Raw genomic sequence first — 18368 nt, forward strand, 5'->3', positions numbered from 1 at the left:
CTCAGCGGGGGTCCTCCCGGCTCACCCAGCCCCGTTCCCGGGCGTGCCAGCCCAGCTGGAGCCGGGTCGTCACCCCGGCCAGTTCCATCAGCCGCCGCACCCGGCGCTGCACCGTCCGCAGGCCCAGGCCGAGCTGTTTGGCCACGCTCGCGTCGGTCATCCCGGCCAGCAGGAGGGACAGCACCTCCAGATCGGCGGCGTCGGGGCCGTCCGGCTGGTCCTCGGTCACCCCCGAGGCACCGAGGCGCAGCGGCAGCGCCTCCCGCCACACCGACTCGAACAGCCCGGCGAGCAGCTCCAGCAGCCCGCTGGCGTGCACCACCACCGCCGCGGGCTCGGCGGTCCGCGAGGTCAGCGGCACCATCGCGAGCGAGCGGTCGGCCACCACCAGCTTGGTCGGCACCCGGTCCACCACCCGGACCCGCTCGTCCCGGCCCAGCGCCGCCGTCAGCTCCGTCAGCCCGTGCGGCAGGTCCAGCACCGAGCGCTCCACCACCACCCGGTAGCGCACCCCGCGCCCGGCCGCCTGCTCCTCCGCGTCGTTCTCCATGCCGGACACGACCACCGGGTTGCCGGTGACCAGCGCGCACACCTCGTCGGCCGCGCCCAGCTGGAGCTGGAGGAAGCGCTGGGCGACCGCCGAGGCGCCGGTCACCACCTCCACCAGGTCGTGCACCGCCGGTTCGGCCGCCGCCGCCCGGTACTCCTGCGCCAGCAGGGCCGCCGCCAGCTCCGCCTGCTCCAGCTCGTGCCGCTGCCGGGTGAGCAGCGCGCCCAGCGCCACCCCGGGCGGCGCCGCGACCCAGCGGCCCGGCCGCGCCGAGGACCGGGCCGCGAGACCCTGCCGCTCCAGCCGGCGCAGCGCCCGCTCGGTGTCCTGCTCGGCCAGCGTCAGCCGCCGCGCCAGATCGGCCACGTCGGCCGCGCCCACGGACACCAGCGCCCGGTACGCCGCCTCGTGCGTCTCGTCCAGCCCTATCGCCGTCAGCATCGGCTCACATCCCTCCCCTGCCCACACCACCGAAGCGGAGCACCCTGGCGGAAACCGGCCACGGCGCAAACCCGCCGCCGGACACCATCGTCGCAGGGGTGGGGACTCTGCCAAGGTGGCAGCACCGAGGGGCGGCCGTGAACCCGGTTCACCGCCCGGTCACTTCGGACGTCGCCGGGCGGTCCTCCCGTGGGGGGTGGGGCCGCCCGGCGGCCACCATCCTTTTCTCGTACGGCAGTTCGCCCCCTCACCCGACACGCCCTTCGGTGCGGCCGAAGTGCCGGGATTTTCCCGATGCCCCGTTTTCAGACGGCCCGTGCGGTGGACAATCAGAGGCATGAGCCAGCAGGGGGGAAGACCCGCCCGTCGCGAGGACGACTGGTGGGGGCAGTTGTACGACGACTCCACCCAGGACACGGGCGGCACGGCAGCGCCCGATTCCCTGGACGACCGGTTCGCCTCGGCGCGGAGCACGGTGGCGGGGCGGCCCCCGGACACCCCGCCACCGGGCCCGGCCGTGGAACGCGCCCCGGCGGAACCGGCCCCGCCCGTGCCGTCGGCGCCTTCCGCACCGGAGCCCGCGAGAGCCGAGGTGCCCCCGCAGCGCACCGCCCCCGACCCACCGCCGTCCCCGGCACCCCCGGTGTCCCCGGCGGCCCCCGGCCCCATCGCCGACTCCACCGACTCCGTCGACTCCACCGACTCCGTCGACTACGCCGACCCCATCGCCGACTCCACCGACTCCGTCGACTACGCCGACCCCATCGCCGACTCCGTCGACCCCGTCGGCGCCACCGGCTCCGTCGACTACGCCGACCCCATCGGCGCCGCCGACTCCGTCGACTACGTCGGCTCGGGTCCTCCCACCTACGACCCCGAACCCACCGCGCTGCCGCCCGCCGACCCGGACGCGCTCGGTGAGCTGGTCGCGGACACCGTGCTGGACGGCGCCCGGTACGGGACCTGCACCCTGCGGGCCGTCTCGCTGCGCGGGGACTCGCCCCGCTACCGGGGCGAGCCGCGCCGGGACGCGCTGCTCACCGCGCGCTTCGGGGCGGGGGAGCAGGCGCTGGTCCTGGTCGCGATGGCGACCGGCGCGCGGGCCACGCCCGGCGCGCACCTGGCGGCGGCCGAGGCGTGCCGGTGGATCGGGCGGGCCGTGGGCCGCAGCCACCAGCGGCTCGTCGAGGACCTCCGCGCGGCCCGGCGCGGCGACCTCAAGTCCGGCCTGCACCGGCTCACCGACCGCGCCCTCGGCAAGCTCCGCGCGAGCGCCGCCGAACAGGGCCTGAAGCCGGAGGAGTACACGGCGAGCCTGCGCTGCCTGCTGCTGCCGGCCGGGTCGGACTGCCGTACCCGCGTGTTCTTCGGCGTCGGCGACGGCGGGCTGTTCCGGCTGCGGGGCGGCACCTGGCAGGACATCGAGCCGAGCGTGCAGTCCGAGGGCGGCACCGGCGCCCCCGTCGTCGGCTTCGGCTCGCCGCCCGAGCGGACCCCCGAGGGCGACCGGCTGACGATGGACCTCGGCATCCCGACCCCGCCGAGCCCGTTCGAGCCCGCCGGACCGGACCCGGAGCCACCGCGCGGACCGTTCCGGTTCCGGGCCTCGGTAGCCCGCCCGGGTGACGCCCTGGTGATGTGCACGGCGGGCCTCGCCGAGCCGCTGCGCGGCGAGCCCGCCCTCTGCGCCTACCTGGCCCGCCGCTGGTCCGGCCGCACCCCGCCGGGCCTCGCCGCCTTCCTCGCCGACGCCCAGGTACGGGTGAAGGGCTACGCCGACGACCGCACGGCGGCGGCCGTGTGGGAGGCGTGATCCCGGTCCCTGTGCCTGTATGGGGGGTATGGCCAGACAGAACGTAGCCGAGCAGTTCGTCGACATCCTCGTCCGCGCCGGGGTGCGCCGGCTCTACGGGGTCGTCGGCGACAGCCTCAACCCGGTCGTGGACGCCGTGCGCCGCAACGCCGGCATCGACTGGATCCACGTGCGGCACGAGGAGTCCGCCGCCTTCGCGGCCGGTGCCGAGGCCCAGGTCACCGGTCGGCTGGCCGCCTGCGCCGGCTCCTGCGGCCCGGGCAACCTGCACCTGATCAACGGCCTGTACGACGCCCACCGCTCGATGGCCCCGGTGCTCGCGCTCGCCTCGCACGTCCCGTCGAGCGAGATCGGCCTCGGCTACTTCCAGGAGACCCACCCGGACCGGCTGTTCCAGGAGTGCAGTCACTACAGCGAGCTGATCTCCAGCCCGAAGCAGATGCCCCGGCTGCTGCAGACCGCCATCCAGCACGCGGTCGGGCGGAGCGGGGTGAGCGTGGTGTCGCTGCCCGGGGACATCGCCGGCGAACCGGCCCCGGAAAAGGCCGCGCAGAGCGCGCTCGTCACCTCCCGGCCCACCGTCCGGCCCGGTGACGCCGAGATCGACCGGCTCGTGGAGATGATCGACGCGGCCGGGAAGGTCACCCTGTTCTGCGGCGCGGGCACGGCCGGCGCGCACGCCGAGGTGATGGAGTTCGCGGGGAAGATCAAGTCACCGGTGGGACACGCCCTGCGCGGCAAGGAGTTCATCCAGTACGACAACAAGTTCGACGTCGGGATGAGCGGGCTGCTCGGCTACGGCGCCGCCTACGAGGCCACCCACGAGTGCGATCTGCTGCTCCTGCTCGGCACCGACTTCCCGTACAACGCCTTCCTGCCCGACGACGTGCGGATCGCGCAGGTCGACGTGCGGCCCGAGGTGCTGGGCCGCCGCTCCCGGCTGGACCTGGCCGTGTGGGGCGACGTGCGCGAGACGCTGCGCTGCCTGATCCCGCGGGTGAGGGAGAAGACGGACCGGCGGTTCCTCGACCGGATGCTGAGGAAACACGCGGACGCGCTGGAGGGCGTGGTCAGGGCGTACACCCGGAAGGTCGACAAGCACATCCCGATCCACCCCGAGTACGTGGCCGCCGTACTGGACGAGGTCGCCGACGACGACGCCGTGTTCACCGTCGACACCGGGATGTGCAACGTGTGGGCCGCCCGGTACGTCTCGCCCAACGGCCGCCGCAGGATCATCGGTTCGTTCTCGCACGGGTCGATGGCGAACGCGCTCCCGATGGCGATCGGCGCGCAGTTCACCGACCGGCGCCGGCAGGTGGTCTCCATGAGCGGCGACGGGGGATTCTCCATGCTGATGGGGGAGTTCCTCACGCTGGTGCAGTACGACCTGCCGGTCAAGGTGGTGCTGTTCAACAACTCCTCCCTCGGCATGGTCGAGTTGGAGATGCTCGTCGCCGGCCTGCCCTCGTACGGCACCGCCAACCCCAACCCCGACTTCGCCGCCGTCGCCCGGGCCTGCGGCGCCCACGGGGTGCGGGTGGAGAAACCGAAGCAGCTCGCCGGGGCGCTCAAGGACGCCTTCCGGCACAAGGGACCGGCCCTGGTGGACATCGTCACCGACCCCAACGCGCTGTCCATCCCGCCGAGGATCAGCGCCGAGATGGTCACCGGGTTCGCGCTGTCCGCCTCCAAGATCGTCCTGGACGGCGGGGTGGGCCGGATGCTCCAGATGGCCCGTTCCAACCTGCGCAACGTACCGCGGCCGTAGAGGAATGATTTCGGCCAGTTTCACGTCGCGTGACGATGTGACGGCAGCCGGTACCGGAGGCCTCCGGCTCGGTGCCGCGGGGCGTCGGTGGCGTACAGCGGCGTCCGTGGACCCAGGGGCGGGGGTCGGGAGCGGCCGGGAGGCCGGGCGGGACCTTGTACGGACATGGCCGAACCACCGGTGATCGGGCATACGCCAGGACTGCCCCGGAGCCCGCTGGGCAAGCATCCCCCGTGAACGTGTTCGACCAGGAGGGACAGGGACCGGCGGCGTGCGGGCGGGGGTCATGAAGAGGCAGGCACGAGGAGGCGGTCCCATGACTGCAGGGGCCTTCTCGGCGACAGCGGGGGAAGAGACCGACACCATCACCGATCACGCGCGGCGCCTGAGGCGCAGGCTCGGCCGGGCCGACCTCAGGGCGGTGCCGGAGGCCCGCCGGGCGCTGCGCGAACTGCTGCGGCACTGGGGCAAACCGGGCCGCTCGGAGATCGCCGAACTGCTCACCAGTGAACTCGTCACCAACGCCCTCGTCCACACCGACGACGACGCCGTCCTCACGGCGGTCGTGGAGGACGGCGGACTGCGCGTGGAGGTACGGGACTTCGTGGCCCGCAGACCCGAGCTGCGCGCCCCGGACACGGGCGACGACACCCACGGCCGCGGCCTGGTGCTGGTGCAGTCCCTCGCCGACGCCTGGGGCGTACGGTCGCACGGGGTGGGCAAGGCGGTGTGGTTCGAACTCGGCGCCGAGGCGGCGTGAGGCACGGCACCGGCGGAACGGAGGCGGGTCGGCAACGGGACGGGGGCGTGACCCGCGCGGTCACGCCCCCGGTCCCGTGCCGCGGTCCCGCCGCGGGTCGGGCGGTCAGCCGAACTGCTGCTCCAGGTCCTTGAGCTTGCGCTCCAGGGAGTCCAGGCGCGGCAGTGCCATGGTGTCGTCCTCGGCGGTGAGGTCGACGGTCACCGGTTCAGCCCCGCTGCGGACCGGCTGAAGGGAGGGACGGGCGCGGACGGGCAGCTGTTCCGCGCTCGATATGGCAGGCTCCGCGGTCGCCGGCGCCGGCCCACGTTCCACCTGCACCTCGACCTCGCGGCCGGATCCCCGGCCGGCGAAGCCGCGGTGGCCCCGGCTGATCGCCTTGAGCTGGGCGCGCTCCACCCGCTGCTGGTCCCGCCGGCGCTGCCGGGCCTCGTCCTTCTGCCGCTTGTCGTCGCGGACCTCCTCGACCGCCTCGTCGAGGCTGCGCACGCCCTCCAGGAGCATCAGCGACCAGGCCTTGTAGGTCTCGCGCGGCGCCCGCACCCAGCGCACGATCCGGATCTGCGGCAGCGGACGCGGCACCAGGCCCTGCTCGCGCAGCGCGGCCCGGCGGGTCTGCTTCAGCGCCCGGTCGAACAGCACCGCCGCCGACAGCGACATGCCGGAGAAGAACTGCGGAGCGCCGGCGTGACCCGCGCCGCGCGGCGCGTGCACCCAGTTGAACCAGGCCGCGGCGGCCGCGAACAGCCAGACCAGCATCCGCGAGCCGAGGGCCGCGTCGCCGTGGCTGGCCTCGCGCACCGCGAGGACGGAACAGAACATCGCCGCGCCGTCCAGGCCGAACGGCACCAGGTACTGCCAGCCGTCGGTCAGCCCGAGATTCTGTTCGCCGAAGCCGACCAGGCCGTGGAAGGACAGGGCTGCCGCGACCGCCGCACAGCAGAACAGGAGCACGTAGGAGGCCGTGCCGTAGACGGCCTCCTTGCGCCTGCGGCGCTCCTCGCTGCGCTCCCACGAGTCGTCCGCGCTCGCGTTCTCCCCGGAGGAGCGCTTGCCGCGCGCGAGCACCGCCACAGCCGCCAGCATCCCCAGGAGCAGTACGGCGCCCGGAAGCAGCCAGTTCAGCGATATGTCGGTCAGTCTCATCAGGGGTCCCTTGCATTGGGATAGGGCGTAACGCCCGCCATAGTGGCCCACTCCCGAGGGGCCTCAGGCGGTTTCGGGGCAAGAGGCCGCCATAGAGGTGCAAGGGGATGCCCGGGACGGCGTTCTGCTCGAACTGCCGCGTGACCGGCGGGAGTTGAGTTCGAATAAGACTACCCGGACGGGTGGTTCCGTGGGAACTTCGTGCGGCACCCGGGGAGAGTGTGACACTCAGGCGGCGGCCGTGGCGGTGAGTCGGGCGATCCGGTCGCCGTCACAGGTGCGGGGGCAGGTGGCGCAGGTGTCCTCCGGGCGGACGGTGTAGAACATGCAGCAGCTCGCCCGGTCCCGGGTGGGGTGCGGCGTTCCGTCCGGCCCGGTCAGGGTGCGGAACCCGGCGGCACCGGCGTAGGGCCGGGTCGCCCCGGGCAGCAGCAGCTCCAGTTCCCGCACGGCCCGCTCCGCCTCCCGTCCGCCGAACAGCCCGGCCACGTACCACAGCCCCTCCACGACCTCGTCGGTCGCCATGCCCCACAGCGCGCGCCCGCGCCGCCGCATCCGCGGGCCGAACGCGGCGAACACCGGCTCCAGGTGCTCGGCCACGGCCGCCCGCACCTCGGCCCGCAGCGCCTCCTCGTCCGGTACGACGACGGTGCCGGGCAGCGCGGCGGCGGGGTCGCCCGGCAGGCAGGCGAGGGAGACCGGGCGGCGCACGGCCATCCGGCCGGCCGTGCGGTCGTAGCGGACGTGGGTCACGGGCAGCCGGGGGACGCGGCGGTGCAGGAACCACGGGACCGTGAACAGCAGGCAGGCCGGCCAGGCGTAGCGGTGCAGGCCGAAGCTCGCGACGACGTCCGGGCGGGCCGGCCGGCCGTGGTCCCGCACCACCTGGGCCGCGTCCCAGGCGAGGAAGGCGTCCAGCTCCGCGCCGCCCGCGGCGAGCCCGTCGGCGCCCACCCAGCCCCCGCCCGCGGGCATCGGCTCGTCCGGGCCCCGCTCGGTCACGGTCAGGCCCGGGAAGGCCGCGCGGAGACGGTCGTACGCGGCGGTGAGCGGCGAGGCCGCAGCGGGCATGACGGAACCACCGGTCCTCGGACACGTCCGTGATCACGGACTGGGCTGCACAGGTAAGGCTCACCTTACCCACGATCGTGGGAATTTGAACTGTCGCCCGGTGCGCCTAAGGTGCTTGACGGACAAGCGACAACCCGTCGTTAATGACCCCAAGTGCCGACAAGCCGCCAGGAGGACCCGTGAAGCAGGGCGCGCAGGGCTCCCCGGGCACTCCGGTCGCCACCCGGGCGCCGGAGCGGCGGCGGCCCGCGGGCGGTGCGGAGTGCGGCCGGGAGCGGGACGCTGCGGTGCCGGACGCGGCACGCGGCGAGCACACCCACGACGAGCCTCCGGTCCCCGGGCAGCGAGCCGCGGTGCAGCGTTCCTCGGTGCGCGGGCAGATCCTCCACGCGCTGCGCACGGCGCTCGTCACCGGCGAACTGAAGCCCGGGGAGGTCTACTCGGCACCGGTGCTCGGCGAGCGCTTCGGCGTTTCGGCCACGCCCGTGCGGGAGGCCATGCAGCAGCTCGCCCAGGAGGGCGCCGTCGAGGTCGTGCCCAACCGGGGCTTCCGGGTGGTCGAGCGCGGGGCGCGGGAGCTGGCCGAGCTGGCCGAGGTGCGCGCGCTCATCGAGGTGCCGGTGATGCTGCGGCTCGTCCGCACGGTGCCGGCCGAGCGGTGGTCCGAGCTGCGGCCGCTCGCGGAGGAGACGGTCCGCGCGGCCGCCTCCGGCTGCCCGGCGACATACGCCGAGTCCGACCGCGCCTTCCACCGCGCACTGCTCGCCCTCGCGGGCAACGAGCAGCTGGTCCGCATCGCCGAGGACCTGCACCGCCGCTCCCAGTGGCCGCCGGTACGGCGGGGCCGGGCCGAGCTGCTCGCCGACGCGGCGGAACACCTGGCCCTGCTGGACGCGTTGGCGGCCGGGGACGTGGACGTGGTGCGGGGGCTGGTGGGGGAGCACTTCGCCGGCGCGAACTGACAACCGGCCGCGGGCCCGGGGGCGGGAAGCGCCCCGAAGGGACGCGGTGAACCGCGCGAGCAACCCCCGCACACCCGCACCCGGCGACGAACCCGGCGGCCTCCCTCCGCCGCCCACCCCTTACGCCGTCGCCGCCCCCGGCGCAGGCGGTGCCAGCTGTCGCGCGAGCCACGTGGGCACCCCGCCCAGCAACCGGAAGAGCCGGCGGGCCTCCTCGCGCAGCCGGGACGCCTCCGGCTCCTCCTCCGTGTCGGCCAGCGAGGCCAGTGCCGGCGCCGTGCCGACCAGGTACCCCAACTCCTCCCGGATCCGCAGGGATTCGGCGAAACCGTACCGCGCCTCGGTCAGCTCCCCCTCCCGCAGCGCGAGTCCCGCCAGGTGCCGCCAGGTGAAGGACAGCAGCAGATCGTCGCCGTGCGCGGCGGCGCCCGCGTGGGCACGGCGGAACGCGGCGCCGGCCGCCTGCGGGGCGCCCGCCAGGTTCTGCGCCACCAGCCCGCGCCGGAAGTCCAGCAGGGGCCGTCCCGCCGCCCCGGGAGGGATCAGCGCCGCCGCCCGGCCCAGCGCGGCCCGCGCCTCGTCGGCCCGGTCGCGCACCCCGAGAAGGGTGGCCGCGTACGCCAGGTAGCCCCGCTCGCACGCGGCGGCGCCCCGCTCCTCGTCGCTGTGCGCCAGCGCCTCCGCCGTCCGCAGCGCGTCCTCCGCCTGCTCCCAGCCCCGCTCGGTGTACAGACACCGTTCCGCCAGCAGGGCGGCCCGCTGCAACGCCGGGTCGGGCCGGTCGGCGGGCAGCAGGGCCGCCGCGTCGGCCCAGCAGGCCCGGCTACGCAACCGCCATACCGCGGTCTGGAGCGGATCGTCACCGGTGGTTCCGTTACCAGACATGGCGGTATACGCCACGTTGCCCTCCCCGAGCGCGCCATCGAGCTGTTGAGTGGTGGCGGCATTCCAGCACCAATCGCGGTGCCCGGCCAAGAGGGTGGGTGAAAGAGTTCACAAAGTCGTGGGGCGCGGGGGTGACCGGGTTTGGCCGCCGCACGCCCCCGCTGACCTCAGCTCATGCGCAGGGCCAGGAAGAAGTCCAGCTTGTCCTCCAGGCGGGACAGGTCCCGTCCCGTCAACTGCTCGATCCGGCCCACCCGGTAGCGCAGCGTGTTGACGTGCAGGTGGAGCCGGGTCGCGCAGCGGGTCCAGGAGCCGTCGGAGTCGAGGAACGCCTCCAGGGTCGGTATCAGCTCGGCCCGGTGCCGGCGGTCGTAGTCCTTCAGCGGGTCCAGCAGCCGGGCCGTGAACGCGCGGCGCACGTCGTCCGGGACGAAGGGCAGCAGCAGGACGTGGCTGGCCAGCTCCTGGTGGCCGGCCGCGCAGACCCGGCCGGAGCGGGCGGCGGCGACCCGGCGGGCGTGCCGGGCCTCCTCCAGGGCGCCGCGCAGGCCCTCCGCGGAGTGCACGGCCGCGCTGACCCCGAGGGTGAGCCGGCCGTCGTCGTCCAGGCCCGCCGACAGCGGCTCCCGGACCGACCGCAGCAGGGCGTCGGCGAGCAGCCCGGTCTCCGCGCCGTCGTGCTCGGCGGCGACCGCGGGCAGCGGCACCAGGGCGATCGCCTCGCCGCCGGAGTGCGCGACGGCGATCCGGTCGGAGGGCTCGGGGCCCGTCGACTGCGGGTCGACCAGCATCTCCTCCAGCAGGGACTGCGCGACCGGGCCGCCGTCGACCTCGTCCCCGTCCCACTCCACGCGGGCCACCACGACCTGCCAGTGCGGGGCCGTCCCGAGCCCGGGCAGCAGCACCGGCGCAGCCACCCGCAGCCGGGCGGCGATCTCGGCGGGCGCGGCGCCCGTCTGCACCAGCTCCAGCACCTCCTGGGCCAGCCGGCGCCGGACCGTGCGGGCCGCGTCCCGGCGGTCCCGCTCCACGGCGATCAGCTGGGTGACGCCCTGCAGCAGGTCCAGGCGCTCCCCGGGCCAGTCGCCCGCGTCCGCCTCCACGGCCAGCAGCCAGTCCGACAGGACCGTCTCGCGCACATCGCGGGCGGCCTGCGGGGAGCGGCCGGAGGAGCGGATCGGGAACAGGGAGTACGTGCCGCCGTGCAGCTGGACCCGGTGGGGGCCGCGGCGGCCGGTGCGGGTGGCCGCCAGGTGCTCGGCGGCGAGCTTCGCGCAGGTCTCCGCGGGCAGCGCCGGCCCCGCCTCCTCGGAACCGGCGATCAGCCGGCCGGTGGGGGAGAGCACCCAGGCGCGCAGGTCCAGGTCGGAGCCGAGCAGGTCCAGGACCACGTCCGGGCCGCCGCCCGCGGGGCCGGAGGTCATCATCCGACGGTGCCGGTCCACCACGGCCGCCAGATCGCCGGCGCGCTCCCCGGAGACCTGCCGGACGACGTGCTCGGTGATCGTCGCGAACGCCACCGACTCGTGCACCGCGAACAGCGGCAGCCGGTGCCTGGCGCAGGCCAGCACCAGGTCGTCCGGCACATCGCCCAGCTCGGCCTCGCCGGCCGCGAGGGCCGCCACCCCGGCCTGCACCAGGATGCGCACGAAGGGCTCGGAGTCGGCGGCGTCCCGGCGCCAGGCCAGGCCGGTCAGCACCAGCTCGCCGCCGGAGAGGTAGCGGCTCGGGTCGCGCAGGTCGGTGGTCATGACCCCGCGTACCGAGCGGTCCAGCTCGTCCTCGCCGCCGAGCAGCCGCAGGCCCAGCGCATCGGTGTCCAGCAGTGCGCGCAGCCGCATCTCGTCGCCGCCGTTCTTTGTCTCGAAACCTACGATGGATCTTGAAGTGGGGCCGGGAGGGAACCCGGCGAGGGGCCGCACCGGCCGGAAACCGGGCCCGCCGTGCCGTTACCTGCGTTTCCCCAGGAAAACGGAGAGGTTGCCGATGTCCTCCGTTCATACGAATCTACAAGATGCTCCGCCTGGCCAGCGAACTCCTTCATGGTTTCGGTGACTGACCCCGCCGGAGCACAGAGCGGTGTACTGAGTCCACTCCGCGTTAACAGCACGTAACGAGCCGGGCCCGCCGCACACGGATTGGCTCAATCTGTACGACTCACGAGACGAAGAAGAGAGCCGGTCATGGACTTCCTTCGCCCCGCCAGCTGGGAGGAGGCGCTCGCCGCGAAGGCCGAGCACCCCACCGCTGTGCCGATTGCGGGTGGCACCGATGTGATGGTCGAGATCAACTTCGACCACCGCCGGCCCGAGTACCTCCTCGACCTCAACCGCATCGGCGACCTCTCCGAGTGGGAGGTCGGCGAGGACGTCGTACGGCTGGGTGCCTCCGTCCCGTACACCGAGATCATGGAGAGCCTCCGTGCCGAGCTGCCGGGCCTCGCGCTCGCCTCGCACACGGTCGCCTCCCCGCAGATCCGCAACCGCGGTGGCGTCGGCGGCAACCTCGGCACGGCCTCGCCCGCCGGTGACGCCCACCCCGCCCTCCTCGCGGCCGGCGCCGAGGTCGAGGTGGAGTCGGCGGCCCGCGGCACCCGTCTCATCCCGATCGACGCGTTCTACACGGGCGTCAAGCGCAACGCGCTCCAGCCCGACGAGCTGATCCGCGCCGTGCACGTCCGGAAGGCCGACGGCCCCCAGCAGTACTCGAAGGTCGGCACCCGCAACGCCATGGTCATCGCCGTGTGCGCCTTCGGGCTCGCCCTGCACCCCGAGACCCGGACCGTCCGGACCGGCATCGGCTCGGCCGCCCCCACCCCCGTACGGGCCAAGGCCGCCGAGGAGTTCCTGAACGCGGCCCTGGAGGAGGGCGGCTTCTGGGACAACGGGAAGATCATCACCCCGTCGGTCGCCAAGCAGTTCGCGGACCTGTGCTCGGCCGCCTGCAACCCGATCGACGACGTCCGGGGCACCGCCGGCTACCGCCGGCACGCGGTAGGCGTCATGGCCCGCCGGACGCTGACCTGGACCTGGGAGTCGTACCGCGGCGCCCGCCGTACCACCGAGGGAGCTGCGTGATGCGCGTCAACTTCACCGTCAACGGACGCCCGCAGGAGGCCGACGACGTCTGGGAGGGCGAGTCCCTGCTGTACGTCCTGCGCGAGCGCCTCGGCCTGCCGGGCTCCAAGAACGCCTGCGAACAGGGCGAGTGCGGTTCCTGCACCGTGCGCCTGGACGGCGTGCCCGTCTGCTCCTGCCTGGTCGCGGCCGGCCAGGTCGAGGGCCGGGACGTCGTGACCGTCGAGGGGCTGGCGGACTTCGCCAAGCAGCGCGCGGAGGGCGGGTGCGCCACCGGCGCCTGCGGTACGACCCTCCAGGACGCCCAGCAGTGGCAGGCCAAGGGCACCGACTCGCAGACCGGCGAGGGCACCGAACTGAGCCCCGTCCAGCAGGCGTTCGTCGACGCCGGCGCCGTCCAGTGCGGCTTCTGCACCCCGGGCCTGCTCGTCGCCTCCGACGAGCTGCTGGAGCGCAACCCGAACCCGACCGACGCCGACATCCGCGAGGCGCTGTCGGGCAACCTGTGCCGCTGCACGGGCTACGAGAAGATCATGGACGCGGTCCGCCTGGCGGCCGCCCGCCAGTCCGAGGGGGTCTGACCATGCCGGCCAACGGCGCTCCTACGAAGATCACGCAGGGCTACCGCACCAAGGGCGGTATCGGCGAGTCCACGCTCCGTCCGGACGGCACCCTCAAGGTCACCGGCGAGTTCGCGTACTCGTCCGACATGTGGCACGAGGACATGCTGTGGGGGCAGATCCTGCGCTCCACCGTCGCCCACGCCGAGATCGTGTCGATCGACACCTCCGAGGCCCTCGCCATGCCGGGCGTGTACGCCGTCATGACGTACGACGACCTGCCCACCGAGGTGAAGAACTACGGCCTGGAGATCCAGGACACCCCGGTCCTCGCGCACGGCAAGGTACGCCACCACGGCGAGCCCGTCGCGATCGTCGCCGCCGACCACCCGGAGACGGCCCGCCGCGCCGCCGCCAAGATCAAGGTCGACTACCGCGAACTCCCGGTCGTCACCGACGAGAAGTCGGCGCTCGCCCCGGACGCGATCCTCGTCCACGAGGGCCGCGACGACCACCACTTCGGGCACGTCCCGCACCCCAACATCGTCCACCGCCAGCCGATCGTCCGCGGCAACGCGGACGAGGCCGCCCGGCGCGCGGACGTCGTCGTCCGGGGCGAGTACACCTTCGGCATGCAGGACCAGGCCTTCCTCGGCCCCGAGTCCGGCCTCGCCGTCCCGGAGGAGGACGGCGGCGTCCACCTCTACATCGCCACCCAGTGGCTCCACTCCGACCTGCGCCAGATCGCGCCCGTCCTCGGCCTGCCCGAGGAGAAGGTGCGCATGACACTGGCCGGCGTCGGCGGCGCCTTCGGCGGCCGCGAGGACCTGTCGATGCAGATCCACGCCTGCCTGCTGGCGCTGCGCACCGGCAAGCCGGTGAAGATCGTCTACAACCGGTTCGAGTCCTTCTTCGGGCACGTCCACCGGCACCCGGCCAAGCTGTACTACGAGCACGGCGCCACCAGGGACGGCAAGCTCACGCACATGAAGTGCCGGATCGTCCTGGACGGCGGCGCCTACGCCTCCGCCTCCCCGGCGGTCGTCGGCAACGCCTCCTCGCTGAGCGTCGGCCCGTACGTGATCGACGACGTGGACATCGAGGCCATCGCCCTCTACACCAACAACCCGCCCTGCGGCGCCATGCGCGGCTTCGGCGCGGTCCAGGCCTGCTTCGCCTACGAGGCGCAGATGGACAAGCTGGCGAAGAAGCTGGGCATGGACCCGGTGGAGTTCCGGCAGCTGAACGCGATGGAGCAGGGCACGATCATGCCGACGGGCCAGCCCGTCGACTCGCCCGCCCCCGTCGCCGACCTCCTGCGCCGCGTCAAGGCGATGCCACTGCCGCCCGAGCGCCAGTGGGAGTCCAGCGAGGGCGCCGACGTACGGCAGCTGCCCGGCGGTCTGTCCAACACCACGCACGGCGAGGGCGTCGTACGCGGTGTCGGCTACGCGGTCGGCATCAAGAACGTCGGCTTCTCCGAGGGCTTCGACGACTACTCCACCGCGAAGGTGCGCATGGAGGTCGTGGGCGGCGAGCCCGTGGCCACCGTGCACACCGCGATGGCGGAGGTCGGCCAGGGCGGTGTCACCGTCCACGCCCAGATCGCCCGCACGGAGCTGGGCGTCACCCAGGTCACCATCCACCCGGCCGACACCCAGGTCGGTTCCGCGGGCTCCACCTCGGCCTCCCGGCAGACCTACGTCACCGGCGGCGCCGTGAAGAACGCCTGCGAGATCGTCCGGGAGAAGGTCCTGGAGATCGGCCGGCGCAAGTTCGGCTCCTACCACCCGGCCTGGGCGACCGCCGAGCTCCTGCTGGAGGGCGGCAAGGTCGTCACCGACGCCGGCGAGGTCCTCGCCGACCTGGCCGACGTCCTGGAGGGCGAGGCCGTGGAGGTCGAGGAGGAGTGGCGGCACCGGCCGACCGAGGCCTTCGACCTGCGCACCGGCCAGGGCAACGGACACGTCCAGTACTCCTTCGCCGCGCACCGCGCGGTGGTCGAGGTCGACACCGAGCTCGGCCTGGTCAAGGTCATCGAACTGGCCTGCGCCCAGGACGTCGGCAAGGCGCTCAACCCGCTCTCCGTCATCGGCCAGATCCAGGGCGGTACCACCCAGGGCCTGGGCGTGGCCGTGATGGAGGAGATCATCGTCGACCCCAAGACGGCGAAGGTCAGGAACCCCTCCTTCACGGACTACCTGATCCCCACCATCCTCGACACGCCGACCATCCCGGTCGACGTGCTCGAACTCGCCGACGAGCACGCCCCCTACGGGCTGCGCGGCATCGGCGAGGCGCCGACCCTGTCGTCCACCCCGGCCGTCCTCGCGGCGATCCGGAACGCGACCGGGCTGGAGCTCGACCGCACTCCCGTACGGCCCGAGCACCTCACCGGCACCGCGTAACACCCCCACAGCTCTCCGGGCGGCGCAGGGAACGTCACACACTCCACGCGCCGCCCGGAGAAACCCCTCTTTGAGTTCCGCTCCGCTCGCGGTCCTTGAAGTACCAGGAAACAGGTTCGTCTCGGGCCGTCCCCCGGGTCGTCCATTCCCCAAATCCCGTACCCCACAGGGAAGTCGTACGGGTGCCCCTTTGAACCTTGGGAGATGGCACCATGACCCAGCAGTCAGTGGAGCCCAGGACCGCAGCGGAGGACGCCGGCGAAGGCAGCCGCGTCCCGGCAGGACGGTCCTGGCTCGACCGGTACTTCCACATATCCAGAAGAGGATCCACGGTCGCGCGTGAGGTGCGCGGCGGCATCACCACCTTCATGGCGATGGCGTACATCCTCCTGCTCAACCCCCTCATCCTGTCCGGCAAGGACGCGGCGGGGGACACGCTCGGCCAGAAGGCGCTGATCACCGCGACCGCGTTCGCGGCGGCCTTCACCACGCTGCTGATGGGTTTCGTCGGCAAGGTGCCGCTCGCCCTCGCCGCCGGCCTCTCCGTCTCCGGCGTCCTGTCCTCGCAGGTCGCCCCCAACATGACCTGGCCGCAGGCCATGGGCATGTGCGTGATGTACGGCGTGGTCATCATGCTGCTGGTCGTCACCGGCCTGCGTGAGATGATCATGAACGCGATCCCGCTCGCGCTCAAGCACGGGATCACCATGGGCATCGGCCTGTTCATCGCCCTGATCGGCTTCTACAAGGCCGGCTTCGTGCACCAGGGCAAGGCCACCCCGCTCAGTCTCGGCCCCGCCGGTGAACTCGTCGGCTGGCCGGTGCTGCTCTTCGCCGGCACGCTGCTGCTGATCTTCATGCTGCAGGCCCGGAACGTCCCCGGCGCCATCCTCATCGGCATCGTCTCGGGCACCGTCGTCGCCGCCGTCCTCAACGGGCTCGGCGTCATCGACACCGGTCAATGGGCCAACGGCGCACCCGAGCTGCACGGCGGCGCGGTCTCGATGCCCGACTTCTCGCTCTTCGGCCACGTCGAGTTCGGCGGCTGGGGCAGGGTCGGCGCGATGACGATCGGCATGATCGTCTTCACCCTCGTGCTCGCCGGGTTCTTCGACGCGATGGCCACCATCATCGGCGTCGGCACCGAGGCGAACCTCGCCGACGACAAGGGCCGCATGCCGGGCCTGTCCAAGGCGCTGTTCATCGACGGGGCCGGCGGCGCGATCGGCGGCGTGGCGGGCGGCTCCGGCCAGACCGTGTTCATCGAGTCGGCGACCGGCGTCGGCGAAGGCGCCCGCACCGGCCTCGCCTCCGTCGTCACCGGACTGTTCTTCGCGGCCTGTCTGTTCTTCACCCCGGTCACCGCGATCGTCCCGCAGGAGGTCGCCTCCGCCGCCCTGGTCGTCATCGGCGCGATGATGCTGATGAACGCCCGGCACGTGGACTGGGCCGACCGCGCGACCGCCATCCCGGTCTTCCTGACCGTGGTCCTGATGCCGTTCACGTACACCATCACCACCGGTGTCGCCGCGGGCGTCATCTCCTACGTCGCCATCAAGGCGGCACAGGGCAAGGCCCGCGAAATCGGCGCCTTCATGTGGGGCCTGACCGTCGTCTTCCTGATCTACTTCGCCCTCCATCCGATCGAGACCTGGCTGGGCGTCCGCTAGGCGCCCGTCCCCCGTTCCCTCAACCCGCGCAAGGAGACCGACAGATGCTGGACATCGCCGAGGAGCTGAACCGGTGGGTCGAGCAGGGCCGTGACTTCGCCGTCGCCACCGTGGTGGCCGTCGGCGGCAGCGCCCCGCGCCAGCCCGGCGCCGCCCTCGCGGTGGACGCCGACGGCACGGCGATCGGCTCGGTCTCCGGCGGGTGCGTGGAGGGCGCCGTGTACGAGCTGTGCCGGCAGGCGCTGGAGGACGGCGAGACCGTCCTGGAGCGCTTCGGCTACAGCGACGAGGATGCCTTCGCCGTCGGCCTGACCTGTGGCGGCGTCATCGACATCCTCGTCACCCCGGTCCGGGCGGACGGTCCCGCCCGGCCGGTGTTCGCGACCGCGCTGGCCGCCGCCGTCCGTGGGGAGCCGGCGGCGGTCGCGCGGATCGCCGAGGGCCCCGCCGAGCTGCGCGGCCGGGCCCTGCTGGTCCGTCCCGACGGCTCCTACGACGGCGGCTTCGGCGCCCACCCCGAGCTGGACCGCACGGTCGCGGCCGAGGCCGGCGCCTTCCTGGACGCGGGCCGCACCGGCACGCTGGAGATCGGCGAGCAGGGCTCGCGCTGCGGCGCCCCGCTCACCGTCCTGGTGGAGTCCTCCGTCCCCGCGCCCCGGATGATCGTCTTCGGCGCGATCGACTTCGCGTCGGCGCTGGTCCGCATCGGCAAGTTCCTCGGCTACCACGTGACCCTGTGCGACGCCCGCCCGGTCTTCGCCACGCGGGCCCGTTTCCCGGAGGCCGACGAGATCGTCGTCGAGTGGCCCCACGAGTACCTGGAGCGCACCGAGGTCGACGGCCGGACCGTCCTGTGCGTCCTCACCCACGACCCCAAGTTCGACGTACCGCTGCTGAAGCTGGCGCTGCGGCTGCCGGTCGCCTACGTCGGCGCGATGGGCTCCCGCCGCACCCACCTCGACCGCAACGAGCGGCTCCGCGCGGTCGGTGTCACCGAACTGGAGCTGGCCCGCCTGCGCTCCCCGATCGGCCTCGACCTCGGCGCCCGCACCCCTGAGGAGACGGCCCTGTCCATCGCGGCGGAGATCGTCGCGGCCCGCCGCGGCGGCAGCGGAGCCTCGCTGACCGGCGCGCACACCCCCATCCACCACGACACGACGACACCGGCGACGAGGCGGATCGGCTCGGTGGCCTGAGGACGCGGGGGCGGGGCGGCGACTTCGCGACCGGCCCGGCGTTCCGGTGGCCGGGCGG

The 18368-nt window shown here is 73.4% G+C and carries 13 protein-coding genes and 1 pseudogene; 9 read left to right on the top strand and 5 right to left on the bottom strand.

The genetic code is table 11. The features are described from left to right. Window position 1 precedes the first annotated feature (1 nt). Window positions 2-991 (bottom strand): helix-turn-helix domain-containing protein, encoded by a 990-nt coding sequence (locus ACZ7N4_RS24450; protein ID WP_471361285.1) that lies wholly within the window; start codon window positions 989-991, stop codon window positions 2-4. 337 nt (window positions 992-1328) lie between these two features. On the opposite strand from ACZ7N4_RS24450, the pseudogene ACZ7N4_RS24455 reads away from it, so the two are divergent. The 3 genes and pseudogenes from ACZ7N4_RS24455 to ACZ7N4_RS24465 all read left to right on the top strand — a co-directional run bounded on the left by ACZ7N4_RS24455 (window position 1329) and on the right by ACZ7N4_RS24465 (window position 5335). Continuing rightward, window positions 1329-2804 (top strand): annotated as a pseudogene (locus ACZ7N4_RS24455) (protein phosphatase 2C domain-containing protein). A gap of 28 nt (window positions 2805-2832) precedes the next feature. Next, the gene (locus ACZ7N4_RS24460) at window positions 2833-4575 is read left to right on the top strand and encodes a pyruvate dehydrogenase (RefSeq protein ID WP_471361288.1); all 1743 of its coding nucleotides are present in this window, start codon (window positions 2833-2835) and stop codon (window positions 4573-4575) included. A gap of 316 nt (window positions 4576-4891) precedes the next feature. After that, complete coding sequence (locus tag ACZ7N4_RS24465) at window positions 4892-5335, top strand: ATP-binding protein (RefSeq protein ID WP_471361291.1); 444 nt, start codon at window positions 4892-4894, stop codon at window positions 5333-5335. 105 nt (window positions 5336-5440) lie between these two features. Here the strand turns inward: ACZ7N4_RS24465 and ACZ7N4_RS24470 are convergent, their stop codons facing one another. After that, window positions 5441-6481 carry a DUF2637 domain-containing protein gene (locus ACZ7N4_RS24470; RefSeq protein WP_471361294.1) on the bottom strand — a complete coding sequence of 347 codons (1041 nt, stop codon included), beginning with the start codon at window positions 6479-6481 and terminating at the stop codon, window positions 5441-5443. A gap of 228 nt (window positions 6482-6709) precedes the next feature. Then, window positions 6710-7552: a (2Fe-2S)-binding protein gene (locus tag ACZ7N4_RS24475; protein ID WP_471361297.1), complete on the bottom strand. Its 843-nt coding sequence runs from the start codon at window positions 7550-7552 to the stop codon at window positions 6710-6712. Between the two features lie 179 nt (window positions 7553-7731). Between ACZ7N4_RS24475 and ACZ7N4_RS24480 the strand changes: the two genes are divergently transcribed. Next, window positions 7732-8514 carry a GntR family transcriptional regulator gene (locus ACZ7N4_RS24480; RefSeq protein ID WP_471361299.1) on the top strand — a complete coding sequence of 261 codons (783 nt, stop codon included), beginning with the start codon at window positions 7732-7734 and terminating at the stop codon, window positions 8512-8514. A gap of 120 nt (window positions 8515-8634) precedes the next feature. On the opposite strand, the gene ACZ7N4_RS24485 is transcribed toward ACZ7N4_RS24480, so the two are convergent. Next, window positions 8635-9399: a hypothetical protein gene (locus ACZ7N4_RS24485; RefSeq protein ID WP_471361301.1), complete on the bottom strand. Its 765-nt coding sequence runs from the start codon at window positions 9397-9399 to the stop codon at window positions 8635-8637. Between the two features lie 167 nt (window positions 9400-9566). Further along, the gene (locus ACZ7N4_RS24490; RefSeq protein ID WP_471361303.1) at window positions 9567-11240 is read right to left on the bottom strand and encodes a PucR family transcriptional regulator; all 1674 of its coding nucleotides are present in this window, start codon (window positions 11238-11240) and stop codon (window positions 9567-9569) included. A 342-nt stretch (window positions 11241-11582) separates the two neighbouring features. On the opposite strand from ACZ7N4_RS24490, the gene ACZ7N4_RS24495 reads away from it, so the two are divergent. From ACZ7N4_RS24495 to ACZ7N4_RS24515, 5 genes are all read left to right on the top strand, one after another. After that, window positions 11583-12476 carry an FAD binding domain-containing protein gene (locus tag ACZ7N4_RS24495; RefSeq protein WP_471361305.1) on the top strand — a complete coding sequence of 298 codons (894 nt, stop codon included), beginning with the start codon at window positions 11583-11585 and terminating at the stop codon, window positions 12474-12476. Beyond that, the gene (locus ACZ7N4_RS24500; RefSeq protein ID WP_471361307.1) at window positions 12476-13057 is read left to right on the top strand and encodes a (2Fe-2S)-binding protein; all 582 of its coding nucleotides are present in this window, start codon (window positions 12476-12478) and stop codon (window positions 13055-13057) included. Before ACZ7N4_RS24495 ends, ACZ7N4_RS24500 begins: the two co-directional genes overlap by 1 nt. Before the next feature lie 2 nt (window positions 13058-13059). Next, window positions 13060-15444, top strand: a complete 2385-nt coding sequence (locus tag ACZ7N4_RS24505) for a xanthine dehydrogenase family protein molybdopterin-binding subunit (protein ID WP_471361310.1) — start codon at window positions 13060-13062, stop codon at window positions 15442-15444. Between the two features lie 212 nt (window positions 15445-15656). Next, window positions 15657-17114: an NCS2 family permease gene (locus tag ACZ7N4_RS24510; protein WP_471361312.1), complete on the top strand. Its 1458-nt coding sequence runs from the start codon at window positions 15657-15659 to the stop codon at window positions 17112-17114. Between the two features lie 44 nt (window positions 17115-17158). Further along, on the top strand, window positions 17159-18310 hold the full coding sequence (locus ACZ7N4_RS24515; RefSeq protein WP_471361314.1) for an XdhC family protein: 1152 nt from the start codon (window positions 17159-17161) through the stop codon (window positions 18308-18310). The last annotated feature ends 58 nt before the right edge of the window (window positions 18311-18368 follow it).

Source organism: Streptomyces sp. NPDC107654, from assembly GCF_055639035.1.